Origin of the sequence: Aureliella helgolandensis, from assembly GCF_007752135.1 — a bacterium.
Taxonomy (GTDB): domain Bacteria; phylum Planctomycetota; class Planctomycetia; order Pirellulales; family Pirellulaceae; genus Aureliella; species Aureliella helgolandensis.
The window spans coordinates 7389861-7405338 of sequence record NZ_CP036298.1; the positions used below are offsets into that span (position 1 = coordinate 7389861).

13 protein-coding genes are annotated in these 15478 nt (G+C 50.9%); 9 read left to right on the forward strand and 4 right to left on the reverse strand.

All coding sequences use genetic code 11. The features are described 5' to 3' along the window. Nucleotides 1-231: 231 nt before the first annotated feature. Genes Q31a_RS26130 through Q31a_RS26170 form a run of 9 tightly spaced genes read left to right on the forward strand, consistent with a single transcriptional unit; the run spans nucleotide 232 to nucleotide 13856 of the window. Nucleotides 232-756, forward strand: a complete 525-nt coding sequence (locus Q31a_RS26130; protein WP_261342694.1) for an SAM-dependent methyltransferase — start codon at nucleotides 232-234, stop codon at nucleotides 754-756. Then, complete coding sequence (locus tag Q31a_RS26135) at nucleotides 753-3308, forward strand: NB-ARC domain-containing protein (protein WP_145084649.1); 2556 nt, start codon at nucleotides 753-755, stop codon at nucleotides 3306-3308. The genes Q31a_RS26130 and Q31a_RS26135 overlap by 4 nt, the downstream gene beginning before the upstream one ends. Then, nucleotides 3305-4795, forward strand: coding sequence for a type I restriction-modification system subunit M (locus Q31a_RS26140; RefSeq protein WP_145084652.1), 1491 nt, complete (start codon nucleotides 3305-3307; stop codon nucleotides 4793-4795). Before Q31a_RS26135 ends, Q31a_RS26140 begins: the two co-directional genes overlap by 4 nt. Then, nucleotides 4792-5988 (forward strand): restriction endonuclease subunit S, encoded by a 1197-nt coding sequence (locus Q31a_RS26145; RefSeq protein ID WP_145084655.1) that lies wholly within the window; start codon nucleotides 4792-4794, stop codon nucleotides 5986-5988. The genes Q31a_RS26140 and Q31a_RS26145 overlap by 4 nt, the downstream gene beginning before the upstream one ends. Continuing rightward, nucleotides 5985-6182 carry a PDDEXK family nuclease gene (locus tag Q31a_RS26150; protein WP_145084657.1) on the forward strand — a complete coding sequence of 66 codons (198 nt, stop codon included), beginning with the start codon at nucleotides 5985-5987 and terminating at the stop codon, nucleotides 6180-6182. The genes Q31a_RS26145 and Q31a_RS26150 overlap by 4 nt, the downstream gene beginning before the upstream one ends. After that, a complete protein-coding gene (locus Q31a_RS26155; RefSeq protein WP_145084660.1) occupies nucleotides 6172-7554 on the forward strand; it encodes a phosphoribosyltransferase-like protein in 1383 nt (460 codons plus the stop codon). Before Q31a_RS26150 ends, Q31a_RS26155 begins: the two co-directional genes overlap by 11 nt. A gap of 11 nt (nucleotides 7555-7565) precedes the next feature. Further along, nucleotides 7566-8762: a reverse transcriptase family protein gene (locus Q31a_RS26160; RefSeq protein WP_145084663.1), complete on the forward strand. Its 1197-nt coding sequence runs from the start codon at nucleotides 7566-7568 to the stop codon at nucleotides 8760-8762. Beyond that, the gene (locus Q31a_RS26165) at nucleotides 8752-11721 is read left to right on the forward strand and encodes a type I restriction endonuclease subunit R (protein WP_145084665.1); all 2970 of its coding nucleotides are present in this window, start codon (nucleotides 8752-8754) and stop codon (nucleotides 11719-11721) included. The genes Q31a_RS26160 and Q31a_RS26165 overlap by 11 nt, the downstream gene beginning before the upstream one ends. A gap of 14 nt (nucleotides 11722-11735) precedes the next feature. Further along, nucleotides 11736-13856 carry a MarR family transcriptional regulator gene (locus tag Q31a_RS26170; RefSeq protein WP_145084668.1) on the forward strand — a complete coding sequence of 707 codons (2121 nt, stop codon included), beginning with the start codon at nucleotides 11736-11738 and terminating at the stop codon, nucleotides 13854-13856. A gap of 191 nt (nucleotides 13857-14047) precedes the next feature. Here Q31a_RS26170 and Q31a_RS26175 read toward each other — a convergent pair whose 3' ends face one another. The 4 genes from Q31a_RS26175 to Q31a_RS26185 form a co-directional block, all read right to left on the reverse strand. Next, nucleotides 14048-14275: a helix-turn-helix domain-containing protein gene (locus Q31a_RS26175; RefSeq protein WP_145084671.1), complete on the reverse strand. Its 228-nt coding sequence runs from the start codon at nucleotides 14273-14275 to the stop codon at nucleotides 14048-14050. Next, nucleotides 14268-14390, reverse strand: a complete 123-nt coding sequence (locus tag Q31a_RS31210; RefSeq protein ID WP_261342695.1) for a hypothetical protein — start codon at nucleotides 14388-14390, stop codon at nucleotides 14268-14270. Before Q31a_RS31210 ends, Q31a_RS26175 begins: the two co-directional genes overlap by 8 nt. After that, nucleotides 14387-15076, reverse strand: coding sequence for a recombinase family protein (locus tag Q31a_RS26180; RefSeq protein WP_145084673.1), 690 nt, complete (start codon nucleotides 15074-15076; stop codon nucleotides 14387-14389). The genes Q31a_RS31210 and Q31a_RS26180 overlap by 4 nt, the downstream gene beginning before the upstream one ends. A 162-nt stretch (nucleotides 15077-15238) precedes the next feature. After that, nucleotides 15239-15463, reverse strand: coding sequence for a hypothetical protein (locus Q31a_RS26185; protein WP_145084676.1), 225 nt, complete (start codon nucleotides 15461-15463; stop codon nucleotides 15239-15241). Between the last annotated feature and the right edge of the window lie 15 nt (nucleotides 15464-15478).

The window sequence follows — 15478 nt, forward strand, 5'->3', positions numbered from 1 at the left end:
CCGCTGAAAAGCGACCGGCCATTCTCATTGCCTTCCCACTAATTGACAGCAACTGTCAATAACGCGGACAATGCCACCTCGTGACCCAACCTGTCACAGGGCCAACTACGCTCACCCGAATAATGGCAATGCGATGCAAGCCCCACACGATGAAGTGCTAATGATCGATGAACTGGCGACCTACTTGAAAGTCTCCAAATCGACGCACTACAAATTCGTACAAGAAGGAAGGTGGCCGTCGTGCTTCCCCACGGCGCACTCTTCCGGACGGGCAAGGAAGGAGTCATCCGCAAGAAACTCTTGAGCATGGACATCCTCGACGCGGTCATCGGCATGGGACCGAATTTGTTCTACGGAACCGGGCTGGCCGCCTGCATCATGGTGTTTCGCAAAACGAAACCGGCCAAACGAAGGAAGCAAATCCTGATCGTCGACGCGTCCAGCCAATTCAAGAAAGGCCGCGCACAAAACGAGATGCTCTCGAGCCATGTGGATCAGATATTCCAATGGTATCGCGACTATCAAGATGTCGAAGGCGTCGCCCGCTGCGTCTCGCTCAACGAGATCAAAGAAAACGACTGGAATCTGAACATTCCGAGATACATCGAACCGGTGATCGAAGAAGAAACAATCACCGTTGCCGAAGCAATCGAGAATTTAAAAGTCAGCTTGAACGCTGCGTATGAAGCCGAAGATAAACTGAAAACACTACTCAACGACGCTGGTCTACAAGGTGGTGGAGAAAACTTACGATGAAGATAAATGCAACTCGATTGACACTCTACGCGTTACTGGGCGCCGTGGAGGACGATCTTCGCGAAATTCTTGTTTCCAATTTAGGTGAGACGATTCCTCTCCATGAAATACTCGAGCCAGGAGCACTGGAGAGGTGCAAGGAGCGAGCGTTAAACGACGGTCTCGCCACAGTCCATCTTAGTGATGCGATCTATTATTTAGATCTCGGAGACCTTTGCCCTACGTGCAATAGCAACGCAAACTTCTTTTCGCCAGATACAGCAGATTACATTAAGCAGAAGACGGCTCTGATCAGCAAATTGATTGCGATTAGAAATCGAGTTTGTCACTTCCGCCCCCTATTAGGAACTGACTTCACAAATGTCTTTGAAGCGGCACAAGCACTTGCCGATGACGACAATTTGATGTGGGACGCATTGAGGAATTGCCTTGATAAACTTGCTCACGATGCGGGTTTCGTATTGAGTTTGAAAATTCCATCTTGGGATGTCAGCGAAAACGCTATTCCGCACAACTTACCAAACCCAGACTTTGATGAGACGGGATTCATTGGACGACAAACGCAACTCAAGGAGTTAAAGTCACTAATCGATGGGCACTGGAATGTAATTTCGCTTATCGGTGAAGGCGGATTGGGCAAAACAGCAATTGCCTTGCAGGCAGCCTATCACGTTGTTGACAACTGCGCGGATAAATACGACGCAGTCGTCTGGGTAACATCCAAGACGACGGTGTTGACCTCGCACGAAATCAGGCAGATTGAAGGAGCGATCACGAACTCATTGGATTTAGTGTTTAAGGCAATCCATGGGATTGGTGAGAACACAGATCAGGCGAAAGACCCCATCGAGCAATTGATTGAATTAATGACCGCATTTAGGGTTTTTCTGATTGTCGATAATCTAGAGACCGTTCTTGATGACCGAATGCGTGAGTTCTTCGGTAGATTGCCGGATGGATCAAAAGTTCTCGTCACGTCGCGTATTGGTATCGGTGCGTACGACCGCCCCATCAAAATACCTCCGTTTGAAGTCAGGGAGTCAATCGAGCTGCTTCGGAAGATGGCAAAAATCCACAGTCTTAGCACCCTAACTGCCTATTCAAATTCCAGGCTTGAGCCCTACTGCAAACGCATGGGGAATAATCCGCTTCATATCAAGTGGTTTGTACTCTCTGTAGCATCTGGATCCTCACCGGAGAAAGCTCTTGCTGACCCTAGTTTGATTCTTGAATTCTGCTTGTCCAATGTGTATGAGCACCTCACCAGCGACGCTAAGTCTCTCGTTGATATACTGTTTTTTCGCAAACACAATCAAACGACATCAGAGCTTTCATATTTGAGTGAAATGGCTCCGATTGAACTGCGCAAGCGGCTCAATGAATTGCTCACAGCTAATATGGCTGTGAGCTCGAGCACGGCGCTGGCAGGTGGCTTTGAGACTACATACGGAATTACTGAGCTCTGCCGTAAGTACTTGGCACGGCACCATCCGCTTCCGCAAGATCGTCAAAAAGTGCTACAACGAAAGCGTCAGCAACTAGTGGCCGAGAAAGAGCAGCAGCAACAATTGGAAGGTGGACATTTCAACGTAAATTCAGTCGAAGTAAAGTCAAATGGAGATGTTGTTATCGCAAAACTGCTTTCGGATGCGCTTCGCCATACGAAAAAACACGACTTCGATTCGGCTTTTGAGTCATCAGATCAAGCGAGAGAGCTTGCACCAACATTCTATGAAACCTATCGAGTGTCCGCGTGGATAAAGAACGCGTCGGGAGACATTGTTGGTGCTCAAGAGGACTATGAGGAAGCTCTGGAACTCAATCCAAACTCGGTCAAAGTCTTATACTTCTACGCGCAGTTTCAGTTGCGAGCTTTCGATGACGCAGAAGCTGCGGAGAGGCTGTTAGTTAAGGCAGCAGGGCATGCCTCTGATTCCCCGGAGATCAAGCTCGAGTTGGCGCGGTGCAATCTCTACCAAAGCAAGTTCTCTAAATGCAGGGAGATCGCCCTTAGCGTAGCCGAACGCGAAAGTAACACTGAACGACAACGAACGATTGCATTTGATCTAGCACTTCAATCGGAGTATCGGGCTGCCGAAGCATTCCTAGTAAGGCAAGAGGTACAGCTTTCAATAGCCCACATTGAAAACTTCATCAATCTATACCTCAAGATACCTGCCGAGTTCGTTGATTCCAAGATGCAGAAGCATCTATCCAGCATGCTTCCTGTTCCTTACCGTGCTTTCAAGTATCAGTCCGACTCGGTTTCTCGCGAGAGGCTGGATTCGATTATTGAGAAGCTTGAAGAACTTGATCCTAGTAACTCTTTATACGAGATTCAATCAGGATACGTTAAGACAGTAAAGTGGGATAGAGATTTTGGGTTTATTGCTGTTCCGGGCGGGCCTGACGTGTATTTTCAAAAGCGTGATTTGATCGATAGAGCGGATTGGACTGATCTGACAGAAGGGCAGCCACTCAAGTACCGAATCAATTCTAGTATTGAACGCCCATCCGCAAAAATGATTCGATTAGTGAGAGATTTGCAGTGACCCACATCACCCAATCCCAACTCGAATCTTACCTCTGGGGCGCGGCGACACTGCTTCGGGGATTCATTGATGCGGGGGACTACAAGCAGTACATCTTTCCACTGCTGTTCTTCAAACGCATGTGCGATGTGTACGACGAAGAATTCGCGATCGCGCTGGCAGAGTCCGATGGGGATGAAGACTACGCTTCGTTTGCCGAGAATCATCGCTTTGTGATCCCCGAGGACGCCCACTGGAACGTCGTTCGGGAAACCAGCAAGAACGTTGGCAAGGCGATTCAGGACGCGATGCGGAAGATCGAGTCGGCCAACACCGACAAGCTGTACGGCATCTTTGGCGACGCCCAATGGACGAACAAAGACCGTTTGCCCGATCGCACGCTGAAGGAGATGATCGAGCATTTCAGTTCGCAAACGCTGTCAATCGCCAACTGCCCCGAAGACGAACTGGGCGTCGGCTACGAATACTTGATCAAGAAATTCGCCGACGACAGCGGACACACGGCGGCCGAGTTCTACACGAACCGCACGGTCGTGCATTTGATGACCGAGCTATTGAAACCGAAGCCGGGCGAGACCATTTATGACCCGACGTGCGGCAGCGGTGGCATGTTGCTTTCGAGCATCACACACTTGCAGCGTCAGAAAAAGGAATGGCGGAACGTCGGCTTGTTTGGCCAAGAGCGAAACCTGATGACGTCGGCCATCGCTCGCATGAACTGCTTCCTGCACGGTGTCGAGGATTTCAAGATCTTTCGAGGCGACACGCTCTCAGACCCGAAGTTTGTCGAGGGCGACCGACTGCGGCAGTTCGATTTGGTACTGGCAAATCCGCCGTACTCGATCAAGCAGTGGGATCGCGATGCCTTCTCCGCTGATCCGTGGGGCCGCAATATTTACGGGCTCCCCCCACAGAACACTGCTGACTATGCATTCTTTCAGCATATCGTATGCAGCATGACAAAGAACGTCGGCCGGTGCGCGATTTTGTTTCCGCACGGCGTGCTGTTCCGCGATGCTGAGAAGAAGATGAGACAAAAGTTGGTGGAACACGACATCGTCGAAGCCGTCATTGGTATCGGTAAAGATCTGTTCTACAACTCAACAATGCCGGCATGTGTTGTAATTTGCCGCAGCAAGAAGCCGAGAATGCGAAAGAACAAAGTGCTGTTCATCGATGCTCGATACGAAGTGGCACGTGAAAACACTCAGAGCTTTCTTCGCGACGAGCATATCACACGAATCGTGCATGCTTATTCAAGCTTCATCAATATCGACGGTTTTTCATCGGTCGTCTCACTTGAAGAGATACAGAACAACCAATCGGACCTGAGAATACCTCTGTATGTCCGTGCGGTGGCGGCAGGTGAGGTCGAAGCGAACCGTGTGAAATTGCTTAAAGACGCGGCTAGCGAGTGGTCAGAAGGCTCAAAGAAAATTCGAGCAGACGCTGAGTCCCTTTTGAAGTTGGTTGGAGAGCGGACATGAGTGATCTTAAGCTTGTCTCAACTAAAGGAGCAAAGTCCGGAGACTGGAAAGCGGTCAGGCTCGGAGATGTTGTCTCACACCTCCAAGATGTTGAGCGGAACCCGCAAGAAGCAGGATTGGAACGGTTTCTCAAGGTTGAGCATTTCGACACTGAAAGATTGAAAATCGACCGTTGGGGCGACATAGTTTCGGAAGATTTGCCACCAACCTTTTACAAGCTGTTTAAAGCTGGGCAGGTCCTGTACCCCACGCGAAACCCGCATCTCCGTCGTACGGCTGTGGCAGATTTTGACGGAATCTGTGGCGAGAAAACGCTCACACTCAAAGCCAAGTCAGGAATCGATACTGAACTATTGCCGTATGTCTTCCAAACTGAGGCATTCATCGACTACGCAACATCAATGTCGATTGGTTCGACAAATCCACACGTGAGATGGCGTGACATAGCCGCGTACCGGTTTCAACTTCCCGATTTGAAGACACAATCGCGATTTGCCGAAGTTCTGATTGCGGCAGATACCGTTATCGACACATACGCCCAGGCGAGATGTAAATGCGAACAAGCATTGTCGACGATTCGTTCTCGCCTTTATTCCGAAGCGGCTGAATTGCACGAATCTGTCTCGCTTGGCGACGTTGGAGAATGGCGAAGCGGCGGAACTCCATCGAAAGAAAAAAAAGAGTATTGGGGAGGGGATTTTCCTTGGGTAAGTCCGAAGGACATGAAGACCGATGTTATCAACGACGCAATAGATCACATCACGAATGCTGCAATTGCTGATCGCGTTACTATCGTGCCGCGTGACAGTATTCTCATCGTTGTGCGAGGACTAATTCTGGCTCATTCGTTCCCGATAGCCATGACTGGAAGGGAACTGACTTTTAATCAAGATATGCGTGCCCTTGTACCTTCCGACCAATACCTACCGCTTTTCCTTTTTCATTGGTTTCACTGGCGGAAGCCACGCTTATTGAATTTGGTGACTGAAACGTCCCACGGCACAAAGAGACTTCCCACGGACGTGCTTCAAAATGTAGCCGTTCCTCGGCCGCGACTAGATGTCCAAAGGAATGTTGTTGAGTTGCTAGAAGGATTGCGTACGCACGTCATTGGACTGCAAGACCATGCTGACACGTGTCGGACGCTAAAACGCAGCGTTTTGAACTCACTGTTCCGTAACAGCCCATCATGACATTTAACGAAGCCAACACCGTCGAACAGATGATCCTCGATGTCTGCGAGAAACTTGGCTGGCAGTTCGTGCCTGGGCCACAAGTATCTTGTCAGGCTGCGGACGTGTTCGTCGATTCACCGCTTCGCGATGCGCTAATCAGACGCAATCCCGAAATCGCCGCTCAAGGCTCGGAGGTGATCAATGCCGGTTGATCTGAAGTCACTGTCGTTGGAAGTAATCGATCATTCGGAAGAAATCCAAGTATGGCTGAATAAGTTTCCTGAATGGCGCACTGTTGCGATTGAACTGCTTTTGCAGCTTAAGTTCGTTTCGAGTGATGTTTTTTCACAGTGGCTGAAACAGACATTGCAGGACAATGCAGCGTCACCTTGTGCTATCATTGCCGTGAGGAAACTTGAATCGGAAGTTACTCAGTTATGGGATGAAAATGGCAAATTGATTAGACGAAGCAGTTCGTCGCTCGGAAGTGAGGATCTTGTCAACTCAGTGATTGCAGCGTTGGTCAAATTGGACCGAGAACGTTTTGTCGATCACCCTCACTTAGACACGATGAAGGAGAAGCAAATACACGAGATTGTCTTGCTCGACGATTCAATTGGCAGCGGACAACGTGTGATAGAATTCTTAACATGCCTTATGAAGCATAAGCGAATTCTCAGTTGGTGGAACTTTGGTTACATTCGTCTCAAGATCATCGCATTCTCGCGGACGCAAGAAGCCGAGAAGAGAATCATTAATTCGCTACCCGGTTCAGATCATCCGACTCGGAAATTCAAGCGGTCAAGTAAGGTGTCATTCATTAGCGAGTATGTGCATGACCCAGCAGGGATTGCATCTACATGGGGACGACGTAATCAACAAATAGTCGACTTTTGCGATTCAATTGACAAAATCCCATGGTACGCACGACGCGGGTTCGGAAAGACAATGTCCAACCTAGTATTTTTTCACAGCGTGCCGGACAATCTGCCTGGTGTTCTCTGGTATCACGATGCGGATTGGGAGGGATTGTTTCCAAAACGGAACCTACCCACTTGGTTACCCAAGCTCCTTGGACAAACTCACAACCAGCAACTTGGGAACGTACACCCGGTAAGCAATGAGGCGATGGCAGTTTTGCGGCACTGCAAACGCGGCATTACCAATGAGAACAGTATTGCGTGGGCAATGAGCCTCGACTGCCGTGTGACGAAACTGCTTTTGCAACGCCTGAGAGGTATGGGGCTGCTTAGCGATGGAAATCGTATTACTGAAGCGAGTCGTGCGTTGCTGAGGAAAAAGGACGGGAACACGACTAGTCCAGACTTTGATCGGTCGATGTATGTTCCACAGACATGGTGTGCTGGCCGGGTGACCGTTCAGCCGTCTGAGCAAGTTGGCGCTGCCGATTTGCTTCAGACAGATTCCGATGACGGCTCGCCTGATTCGGATGGGGAAGTCGGAAAGGCTTCTCTGGAAAGAACTGACGCCAAGACGGCTGCGCCGTCCGTGAGTGTCGCGCCCCTTGATCCTTCGGCCAGAGTGTCTTCGGCGGAGCCCGACACTCATGGCCACAAGGGCTAAAGGTGACGTGAATGGAAACTTGGTCAGCACACCAGCTTTTTACAACCGCAGAGAGGTCAATTGGCAAATCCGCGGCCTACGCGTTACAGAGCTATGCGCAGAGCCTTGAGGCGAAGAAGCTACCCGTCGTGTTCACCCTACGTCATCTCTCTACAATCACCGGCGTCTCCTATCGCGTTCTCCACCAGACCGTCAATCGTAAGCGGGAGGCCTGTAACTACAGGATGTATGCAATTAAAAAGCGGTCTGGGGGGAGGCGCATAATTCACTCCGTTTGCGAGGATCTCATTAGGGTGCAAGATTTTGTTAATCGTGAAATCCTACAGCGATGTCAGCCCCACCCGGCTTCATTCGCCTTTCATTCATCGGGCGGTATCAAAGAGTGCGCCAGCATGCATTGTGGAGCTAGATGGGTTTTTCAGTTTGATCTCTCAGATTTTTTCTACGACGTCACCGAAATCGACGTCTATCGGATCTTTGATGATTTGGGGTACAGGTCGCTTCTGGCGTTTGAACTTGCTCGTTTGTGCACAACAACAAAGTTGCCACGACATTTAAAACATTTGCTTTATCACTGTGCAAATCCAGACAACCTCATTCAGGATTTCGAAGATGATTTTGAGAAACCAGGAAATGGAGTGCGCCGACTTCCATATCCTGAGCGACACGGCGTTGTTGGGGTATTGCCGCAGGGCGCGCCGACAAGTCCGATGCTGAGCAACCTCGCTGCGCGCCGAATGGACGAGTTGCTGCAATCGTTTGCGTTTGACTCTGGCTTTGTATACACACGCTATGCGGACGATCTCACATTTTCTGCTGCAAGACTCCAGGACAAGCATGGTGTGTGCAGTGTCCGTCGAGAGGTTATTGGTCTGATTCGGAAGTCTGGGTTTAAGGAGAACTCGAAGAAGTCAAGAATTGCAGGTCCGGGTTCAAAGAAAGTTGTCTTAGGATTGCTTGTTGATGGAGACACACCTCGGATTTCGAGAGAAACATACCGCCGGATTGATAGGCTTTTGTACGGCGCACTCCAAAATGGGTTTGAGTCAGCTTCTGCTTTCAACAAGTTCGACTCTGCGCTCGGATTCTATAACCACCTGGGCGGTCTCATTGCTTTCGTGAAAAGCGTTGACGAAAAGCGGTGGAGCGAGTTCTCCAACCGCATGCGCGGCATCGAACAAAAATGGGGTGATTTCGGTGACATTTAGCGAAGCCAACACCGTCGAGCAGATGATTCTCGATGCCTGCCGGGGGCTCGGCTGGCAGTTCGTACAGGGGACGCAGTTGCCGCGTCAGGTGGCAGACGTTTTTGTCGAGTCGAAGCTTCGCGATGCACTCATTCGTCTTAACCCGGAGATCGCCGCTCAATCTGATCGCGCTGACGAAATAATCTACAAACTGCGGGCCATTACGCTGTCCGTTCAGATCGATGGGCTCGTCCGCTCGAATGAGGCTTTCGCCGAGTGGATGCGGAACGACAAAACGATGCCGCTCGGTGCTCGCGGCGAACACACGACGGTGCGATTGATCGACTTCGATAATCCGGCCAACAACGAACTGATCGTTTGCAATCAGTGGACGTACAAGGTCGGCAAGCTGGAAAAGCGTTTTGATATTGTCCTGCTGATGAACGGCTTGCCCGTCGTGGTCGGCGAGGCCAAGACGCCTGTGCGGCCTGCTGTGACCTGGGTCGATGGTGCCAGCCAGATTCACGACGACTACGAACAAAGCGTTCCAGCGATGTTCGTGCCGAACATTTTCAGTTTCGCCAGCGACGGTCGTGCTTACCGTTACGGTTCGATCCGTATGCCGCTAACGATCTGGGGACCGTGGCGAGTGGACTCGCAACCGGATCAAGCGGGTGGCGTTCACGAAAAGCCTGAAGACTTTGCCAAGAGTAGCTTGCCCAAGACCGATGCCGCGTTTGAAAAGGGATCGCTGGCCGACGTTCGTAAGACGGTCGAAAGCATGCTACGGCCGGAAGTCGTGCTGGACATCCTGCAAAACTTTACGGTCTTTGCCACGGATAAGAAGCACCGACGCATCAAAATCATTTGCCGCTACCAACAATACGAAGGCACGAATCTGATCGTCCAGCGAGTGATCGAAGGGCGGATCAAGAAGGGCCTGATATGGCACTTCCAAGGCAGTGGTAAATCGCTGCTGATGGTTTTCACCGCACAAAAGCTGCGGATGCATCCCAAGCTCGGCAACCCGACGGTGTTGATCGTCGTAGACCGAATCGACTTGGACACCCAGATCACCGCAACGTTCAACGCGGCCGATGTGCCGAATATGATCAAGGCCGAAAGCCGTAGCGAGTTACAGCAACTGCTGGCTAAGGACGTTCGCAAAATCATCATCACGACGATCCACAAGTTCGGCGAGGCCGATGGCGAGTTGAACGCTCGCGACAACATCATCGCTCTGGTCGACGAGGCCCACCGCACGCAGGAAGGCGACCTCGGTCGCAAGATGCGGGAAGCCCTACCCAATACGTTCCTGTTCGGTTTGACGGGCACGCCGATCAATCGAGCGGACAAGAATACGTTCTATGCCTTCGGTGCCGACGAAGACAAGTCTGGCTACCTAACTCGGTACTCGTTTCAAGAGTCGATCCGCGACGGCGCGACGCTGCCGCTGCACTTCGAGGCTCCCGATGTCAAACTGCGAATCGACCAAGCCGCCATCGACGAAGCCTACGCCAAGATCACGGGCGAGCTAAGTGAACAAGACCGCGATGACCTGGGCAAGCGAGCGGCGAAGATGGCGGTGCTGGTTAAATCGCCTGAGCGAGTCGACGGCATCTGCGAGCACATCGTCAACCACTTTCAATCGAAGGTTGACCCGAATGGGTTTAAGGGGATGGTTGTCACGTTCGATCGCCAGTGCTGCGACCTCTACAAGAAAGCAATCGACCGGATCACCGAAGCCCCTGACATATCGGCAGTCGTGATGTCGGTCAATTCCGGCGAGACGCAGTACGACGACTATCGCCTCGATCGCGACGCCGAAGAAAAGCTACTTGACCGTTTCCGCGATCCGACCGATCCACTGAAACTGCTGATCGTGACGTCGAAGTTATTGACGGGTTTCGACGCGCCGATCTTGCAGGCCCAGTACCTCGACAAGCCAATGAAGGATCACAACCTGCTGCAAACGATCTGCCGCACGAACCGTGTCGCCGATGGCAAGTCGCATGGCTTAATCGTCGACTACATCGGTATCTTCGACGACGTCGCCAAGGCACTCGCCTTCGACGAGAAAGCGGTCCAGTCGGTCATCACGAACCTGGACGAATTGAAAGCCGAGTTGCCCGAAAAGGTGAAGGTGTGCCTGGCGTTCTTTCCGAATGTGGATCGCACACTCGACGGCTACGAAGGATTGCTGCTAGCCCAGGACTGCTTGCCCGACAACGAAACCCGCGACAAGTTCGCTGGCGAGTTTTCGGTTCTCGCACGTTTGTGGGAAGCCCTCTCGCCGGACTCATGCTTAACACCACACGAAGTCGACTACCGATGGCTTGGCCAAGTCTATGAGTCGGTGAAACCGGCCAGCGGAAACGGCCGTCTGCTCTGGCACGCGCTGGGTGCGAAAACGATCGAACTAATCCATGACAACACGCATTTGGAAAGTGTCACGGACGACCTCGACGCATTGGTCATGGACGCCGACCTAATCGAAGCCGTCGAAGAGGCCAAAGGTCGAGCACGAAAGATCGCCCTGCAATTGGTGGCACGACTACGCAAGCACGCTGGCGATCCGAAGTTCGTCGAGCTAGGCGAGCGTCTCGAAAAACTTAAAGAACGCCACGACCAAGGCCTCGACGACAGCCGCAAGTTCCTCAAAGAGATCCTGCGTCTGGCCCAAGACGTAGTACAAGCGGAAAGGCAAACACCTCCCGAAGTAGTCCAAGACCAAGGCAAAGCCGCACTAACAGAATTGTTCGAAGAGATCCGCAACGACAAGACGCCGATCGTCGTCGAGAAGATCGTCGCCGACATCGACGACATTGTTCGCGTCGTCCGCTTCGACGGTTGGCAAGACACGAGTGCAGGCCAACGCGAGGTAAAGAAAGCACTCCGAAGCACACTTCTGAAATACAAACTGCACGGCGACCAAGAGTTGTTCGACCGTGCGCATGGCTATATCGAGCAGTATTATTGAAAAGAGGCAAACCAGTGGATCCTCAGAAATTTGCACGCGTAGCAGAGTCTCTCCGCCAATACCGCAGAGCTGAGTTGAAGGACTTTGCGGAAGACATTGGGGGCAATCCGATCGACGATCTCTACGTGGATCCACTTCCTAGCGATGCGGTTCTATCAACTATTCTCTCCGGAAATACGACGTTTCTGACCGGACGTAAGGGGACGGGGAAAAGCACGATTTTCGCAAAAGCCCAATCTGAAATACGAAAGCGAAATAACTTAATCTCGATTTACATCGATGTAAAAAGCCTCCATGAGCTCGCCACGAGCAGTCAAGCTGTCACGATGGATTCAGAGCTAAGTAACATCGCCCACGACGTCTACCAGTCACACATGCTTAGGAAAAACTTTCTGGGCGAAGTACTGGGACAGTTGCTTAATGAGGTTGAAACTGCATGTGATTCCTTAACGCTTTTGGAGCGATGGAATGGGAAAAAGAGAGGATACAGAGAGCTCATCAAGAGTCTGGAGTCGATTGCCAAACGGGTAAAAGTATGCAAACTGGCGGAAGAGGAGATTCCGATACTACAAACGATCTCAGCTAAAACCAAAGTTCGCGACGAGACCCAGCAGCAGAAGTCTCGAACTGCGAAACTCACTGGAAATATATCTGGCAGTGTGACAGGGCCAGCGTTGAGCGTAACGCCAGAGATCGGAAATAGCAGCTTCGCAAAAACACTTCACGATGATGAACTCTACCGCGAGTATTCAGACGTAGTTCTTCGAGCATTTCCGTTCAACGAGATAGTCTCAGAGATTACAGACCTTCTTGACGAAGCGGGCCTGTTAAGGCTAGTCGTGTTCTTTGATGACTTCTCCGAACTCGAGTGGGTTAGCCAGCGGTTATTCGTTGACGTTATCCTTTCGCCTCTGAACAATGCTACGAATGAACGGATTAAGCTTAAGATCGCAGGGTATCCGGGACGTGTCTATTACGGCCGCATTGACCCAGGGAAAGTTGATACGATGTGTCTGGACTTCGCACAGCTTTACAAGGCCAGCGAACTTCAGACTGCCGAATCCAGCGCGATTGACTATACAAAGCGAGTTCTGGAAAAGCGGTTCACAGCATTTGGCATTGATATAAGGGATTACTTTGATCCAACCGCGAATACCGAGGACCTATTCAGGTTGCTATTTCAGGTATCAATGAATGTGCCACGACTACTTGGTTACATATTGCAGAACTGCTATCTGGATCGGATCTCAAGAAGGCAGGGAATTACCGCCGCCAGTATTCGCCTAGCAGCAAACAAGTACTATTCGTCGATTGTCTCCCAGTACTTTGACCGAACTGGGCGGTACGCTCTCGAACCGTTCGAGCAAAAGCTAGATCGGCACAATCAAAAGAAGCTACTGGGCGCATTGCTAAGTGAATCTATTGAACTCAAGAAGCGGATAAATCGTTACGAAGTTGGCGGAAGCTACTTTGCCGAACTGGGCGGGAACCCTCCGGTTAGCCACTTTTATATCGACCCCAAACTTGAGGGAGTCTTGTCATCGCTCGAGTTTAACTTTCTTGTAACAAAGTACTCTGACACCCGCGACAAAAACGGTCGTGATGTTTCCGTCTATGCATTCTTGTACGGCTTGACTGAGGCTGAAAAACTAGCTTGGGGATATCCGCCTGGACGTCAATATCGCAATTACTTTGTGCAACGTTGTTTCGAATACAACCAGATTATTCGTCAGTTCCTTTCGACGACCAGTACAATCCGTTGCGACGAATGTGGAAGCTGTTTCTCAATGGACGACAAAGAAAAGATTGAGTACTATGATTGGGAATGTAAATCCTGTCGTCAACTCTCTTGCAGCGTGGTGCAATTGAGCAACGATTTCGAGGTCGAAGTAGCACAGCTAGACCAGACTTTGATGCTTGATCCTATTGAGCTCGAAATATTGATGACGTTGAATGAGTCTGGTGAGTGGATGCGTGCTGGCGAAGTCTCGTTATTAATTGACACCTCTTATCAACTAGTCGGTCGCCGAACAAGCAGACTCCAGGACCAGGACCTGGTGCGCAAAGACGTTGTGGACGGGCATAGAAAGAGCATCATCACGAACAAAGCCCGAGATATCTATTTTGTGAGCTGACGTACGTCGAAGAACTTTGCTGGCCGTCGTATTAGTGGCCCCGCTTGGCCTATCGCCGCTTCTTCTGCACTTTAAGAACTCGAGGAGTTTCTAAAATTTTGGCCTGACAGTTTTGGATCTGGTTTCGCGAAAGAGCTAACGTTTCCGCACCTTTGTACGACTTTGGCCCGCCTGAGAACCTCACAATAGAACTAAATGTGTTGGTTGAGCGTTAGGCCAACAACGCGGCCTATCTTGCTAGCAACGGGAAGCGTCAACGTTCGCTCTCCTCGGAGGAATCTAGAAAGCTGACCATCTGACACACCGGCCTCCTGAGCGATTGCGTAAGCAGTCAGTGCGCTGTTTCGAACCCCTTCGCGTAGCAGCTCCTCCCAGTCAAACGGATCAATTGTCGGCCTATCTGCATTCGATTTATTCATTTCGTTCCTTGTCGCGTATGTAGTCCTGCAGTGTTTCCTTGCCGGGTGGGGAAGGCTCTACGTTAACCGCCTCCTCCTGCAGTAGCGATTCAAGCCAGCAATACAGTTCACTCACGCTGCGGTCGCTTTGACTATGTTTGAAACAGTCTTGTGATCCCAATTGGATTTCCCCGACTTAGTAAGTACTCCGCGGCTTTCGAGTTCTGCAGCGATAGCACGATAAGACCGGCCGGAATTGCGAAGTGATGCCATCAAGCCAATCACTTCCTGCTCGCTCGAGTTTTCGACGAGATTGACCCCATCTCCCTTCAAGTCGTAGCCGTAGGGGATGGTTCCCACTCGCTCTCCCTTCGACTTCTTGTGAGCCATTGCGAATCGAGTCCGTTCGCTGACCTGGTCTTTCTCGAACTCTGCCATCACGGCCAGCATTCGAAAGATCATCTTACCTGCTGCGGAAGTCGTATCGATCTTCTCACTTAACGACACCAAGTCAGCTCCAGACTTTTCGAGCAATTCGCCAATCGCGATTGTATCCTTGGTCGATCGAGCCAGCCTGCTGAGAGAGTAAACCACTAACGCGGAAGCCGTGCTGCAAGCGAGCTCGATTGCAGATTGCAACCCTGGACGGTTGTCAGCTCGACCGCCAGAAATCCCTGCGTCGGTAAACGACTCGATCAATTCGTAGTCATTGGCAAAGCACCATGCAGTGAGCTTCGAGTGCTGGGCGTCAATACTGACACCTTCAGTGGCTTGATCTTCCGTGCTGACTCGAATGTAAATCACTGCGGTGAGTTTCGTCATTGGGTTGTTCCCATGGACTGAATGCGATTGCCAATACCTGTAATAGTATCATCCACTCACTACCTGTCAAATGACATAATCCTGTGATGCACAAAATATCTGGGGACTACCGAACGGTTGTCCCCATGTTCAACTTACAGTTGCGCATAACTGCGAAGCAACTTAGAGCTTTCGAGGCTTTCTCCCCATCTCCTCGGCTCGCCTCCTCTGTTCATTCATCCAGCCTGTAGCAACCCCTTCCTCAATCTTCTTCTCCTCTAGCACGCCAATTTTGACCAGCGCTTTCCGCAGATACGGGTAGAGCTCTGAAACTGGCTCAAGAATATCGACTATCCTTACTCCGACAGTCAGCATACCGGTTAAGACGGATTGAGCGTCGGTGGCCATTTGCTTGAAAGGGCT

Bases quoted from the DNA above. Each gene is read 5' to 3' on its own strand.
- Q31a_RS26135 (WP_145084649.1), top strand. From the start codon at position 753: ATGAAGATAAATGCAACTCGATTGACACTCTACGCGTTACTGGGCGCC.
- Q31a_RS26145 (WP_145084655.1), top strand. From the start codon at position 4,792: ATGAGTGATCTTAAGCTTGTCTCAACTAAAGGAGCAAAGTCCGGAGAC.
- Q31a_RS26150 (WP_145084657.1), top strand. From the start codon at position 5,985: ATGACATTTAACGAAGCCAACACCGTCGAACAGATGATCCTCGATGTC.
- Q31a_RS26155 (WP_145084660.1), top strand. From the start codon at position 6,172: ATGCCGGTTGATCTGAAGTCACTGTCGTTGGAAGTAATCGATCATTCG.
- Q31a_RS26160 (WP_145084663.1), top strand. From the start codon at position 7,566: ATGGAAACTTGGTCAGCACACCAGCTTTTTACAACCGCAGAGAGGTCA.
- Q31a_RS26175 (WP_145084671.1), bottom strand. From the start codon at position 14,275: ATGAATAAATCGAATGCAGATAGGCCGACAATTGATCCGTTTGACTGG.
- Q31a_RS26180 (WP_145084673.1), bottom strand. From the start codon at position 15,076: ATGACGAAACTCACCGCAGTGATTTACATTCGAGTCAGCACGGAAGAT.
- Q31a_RS26185 (WP_145084676.1), bottom strand. From the start codon at position 15,463: ATGGCCACCGACGCTCAATCCGTCTTAACCGGTATGCTGACTGTCGGA.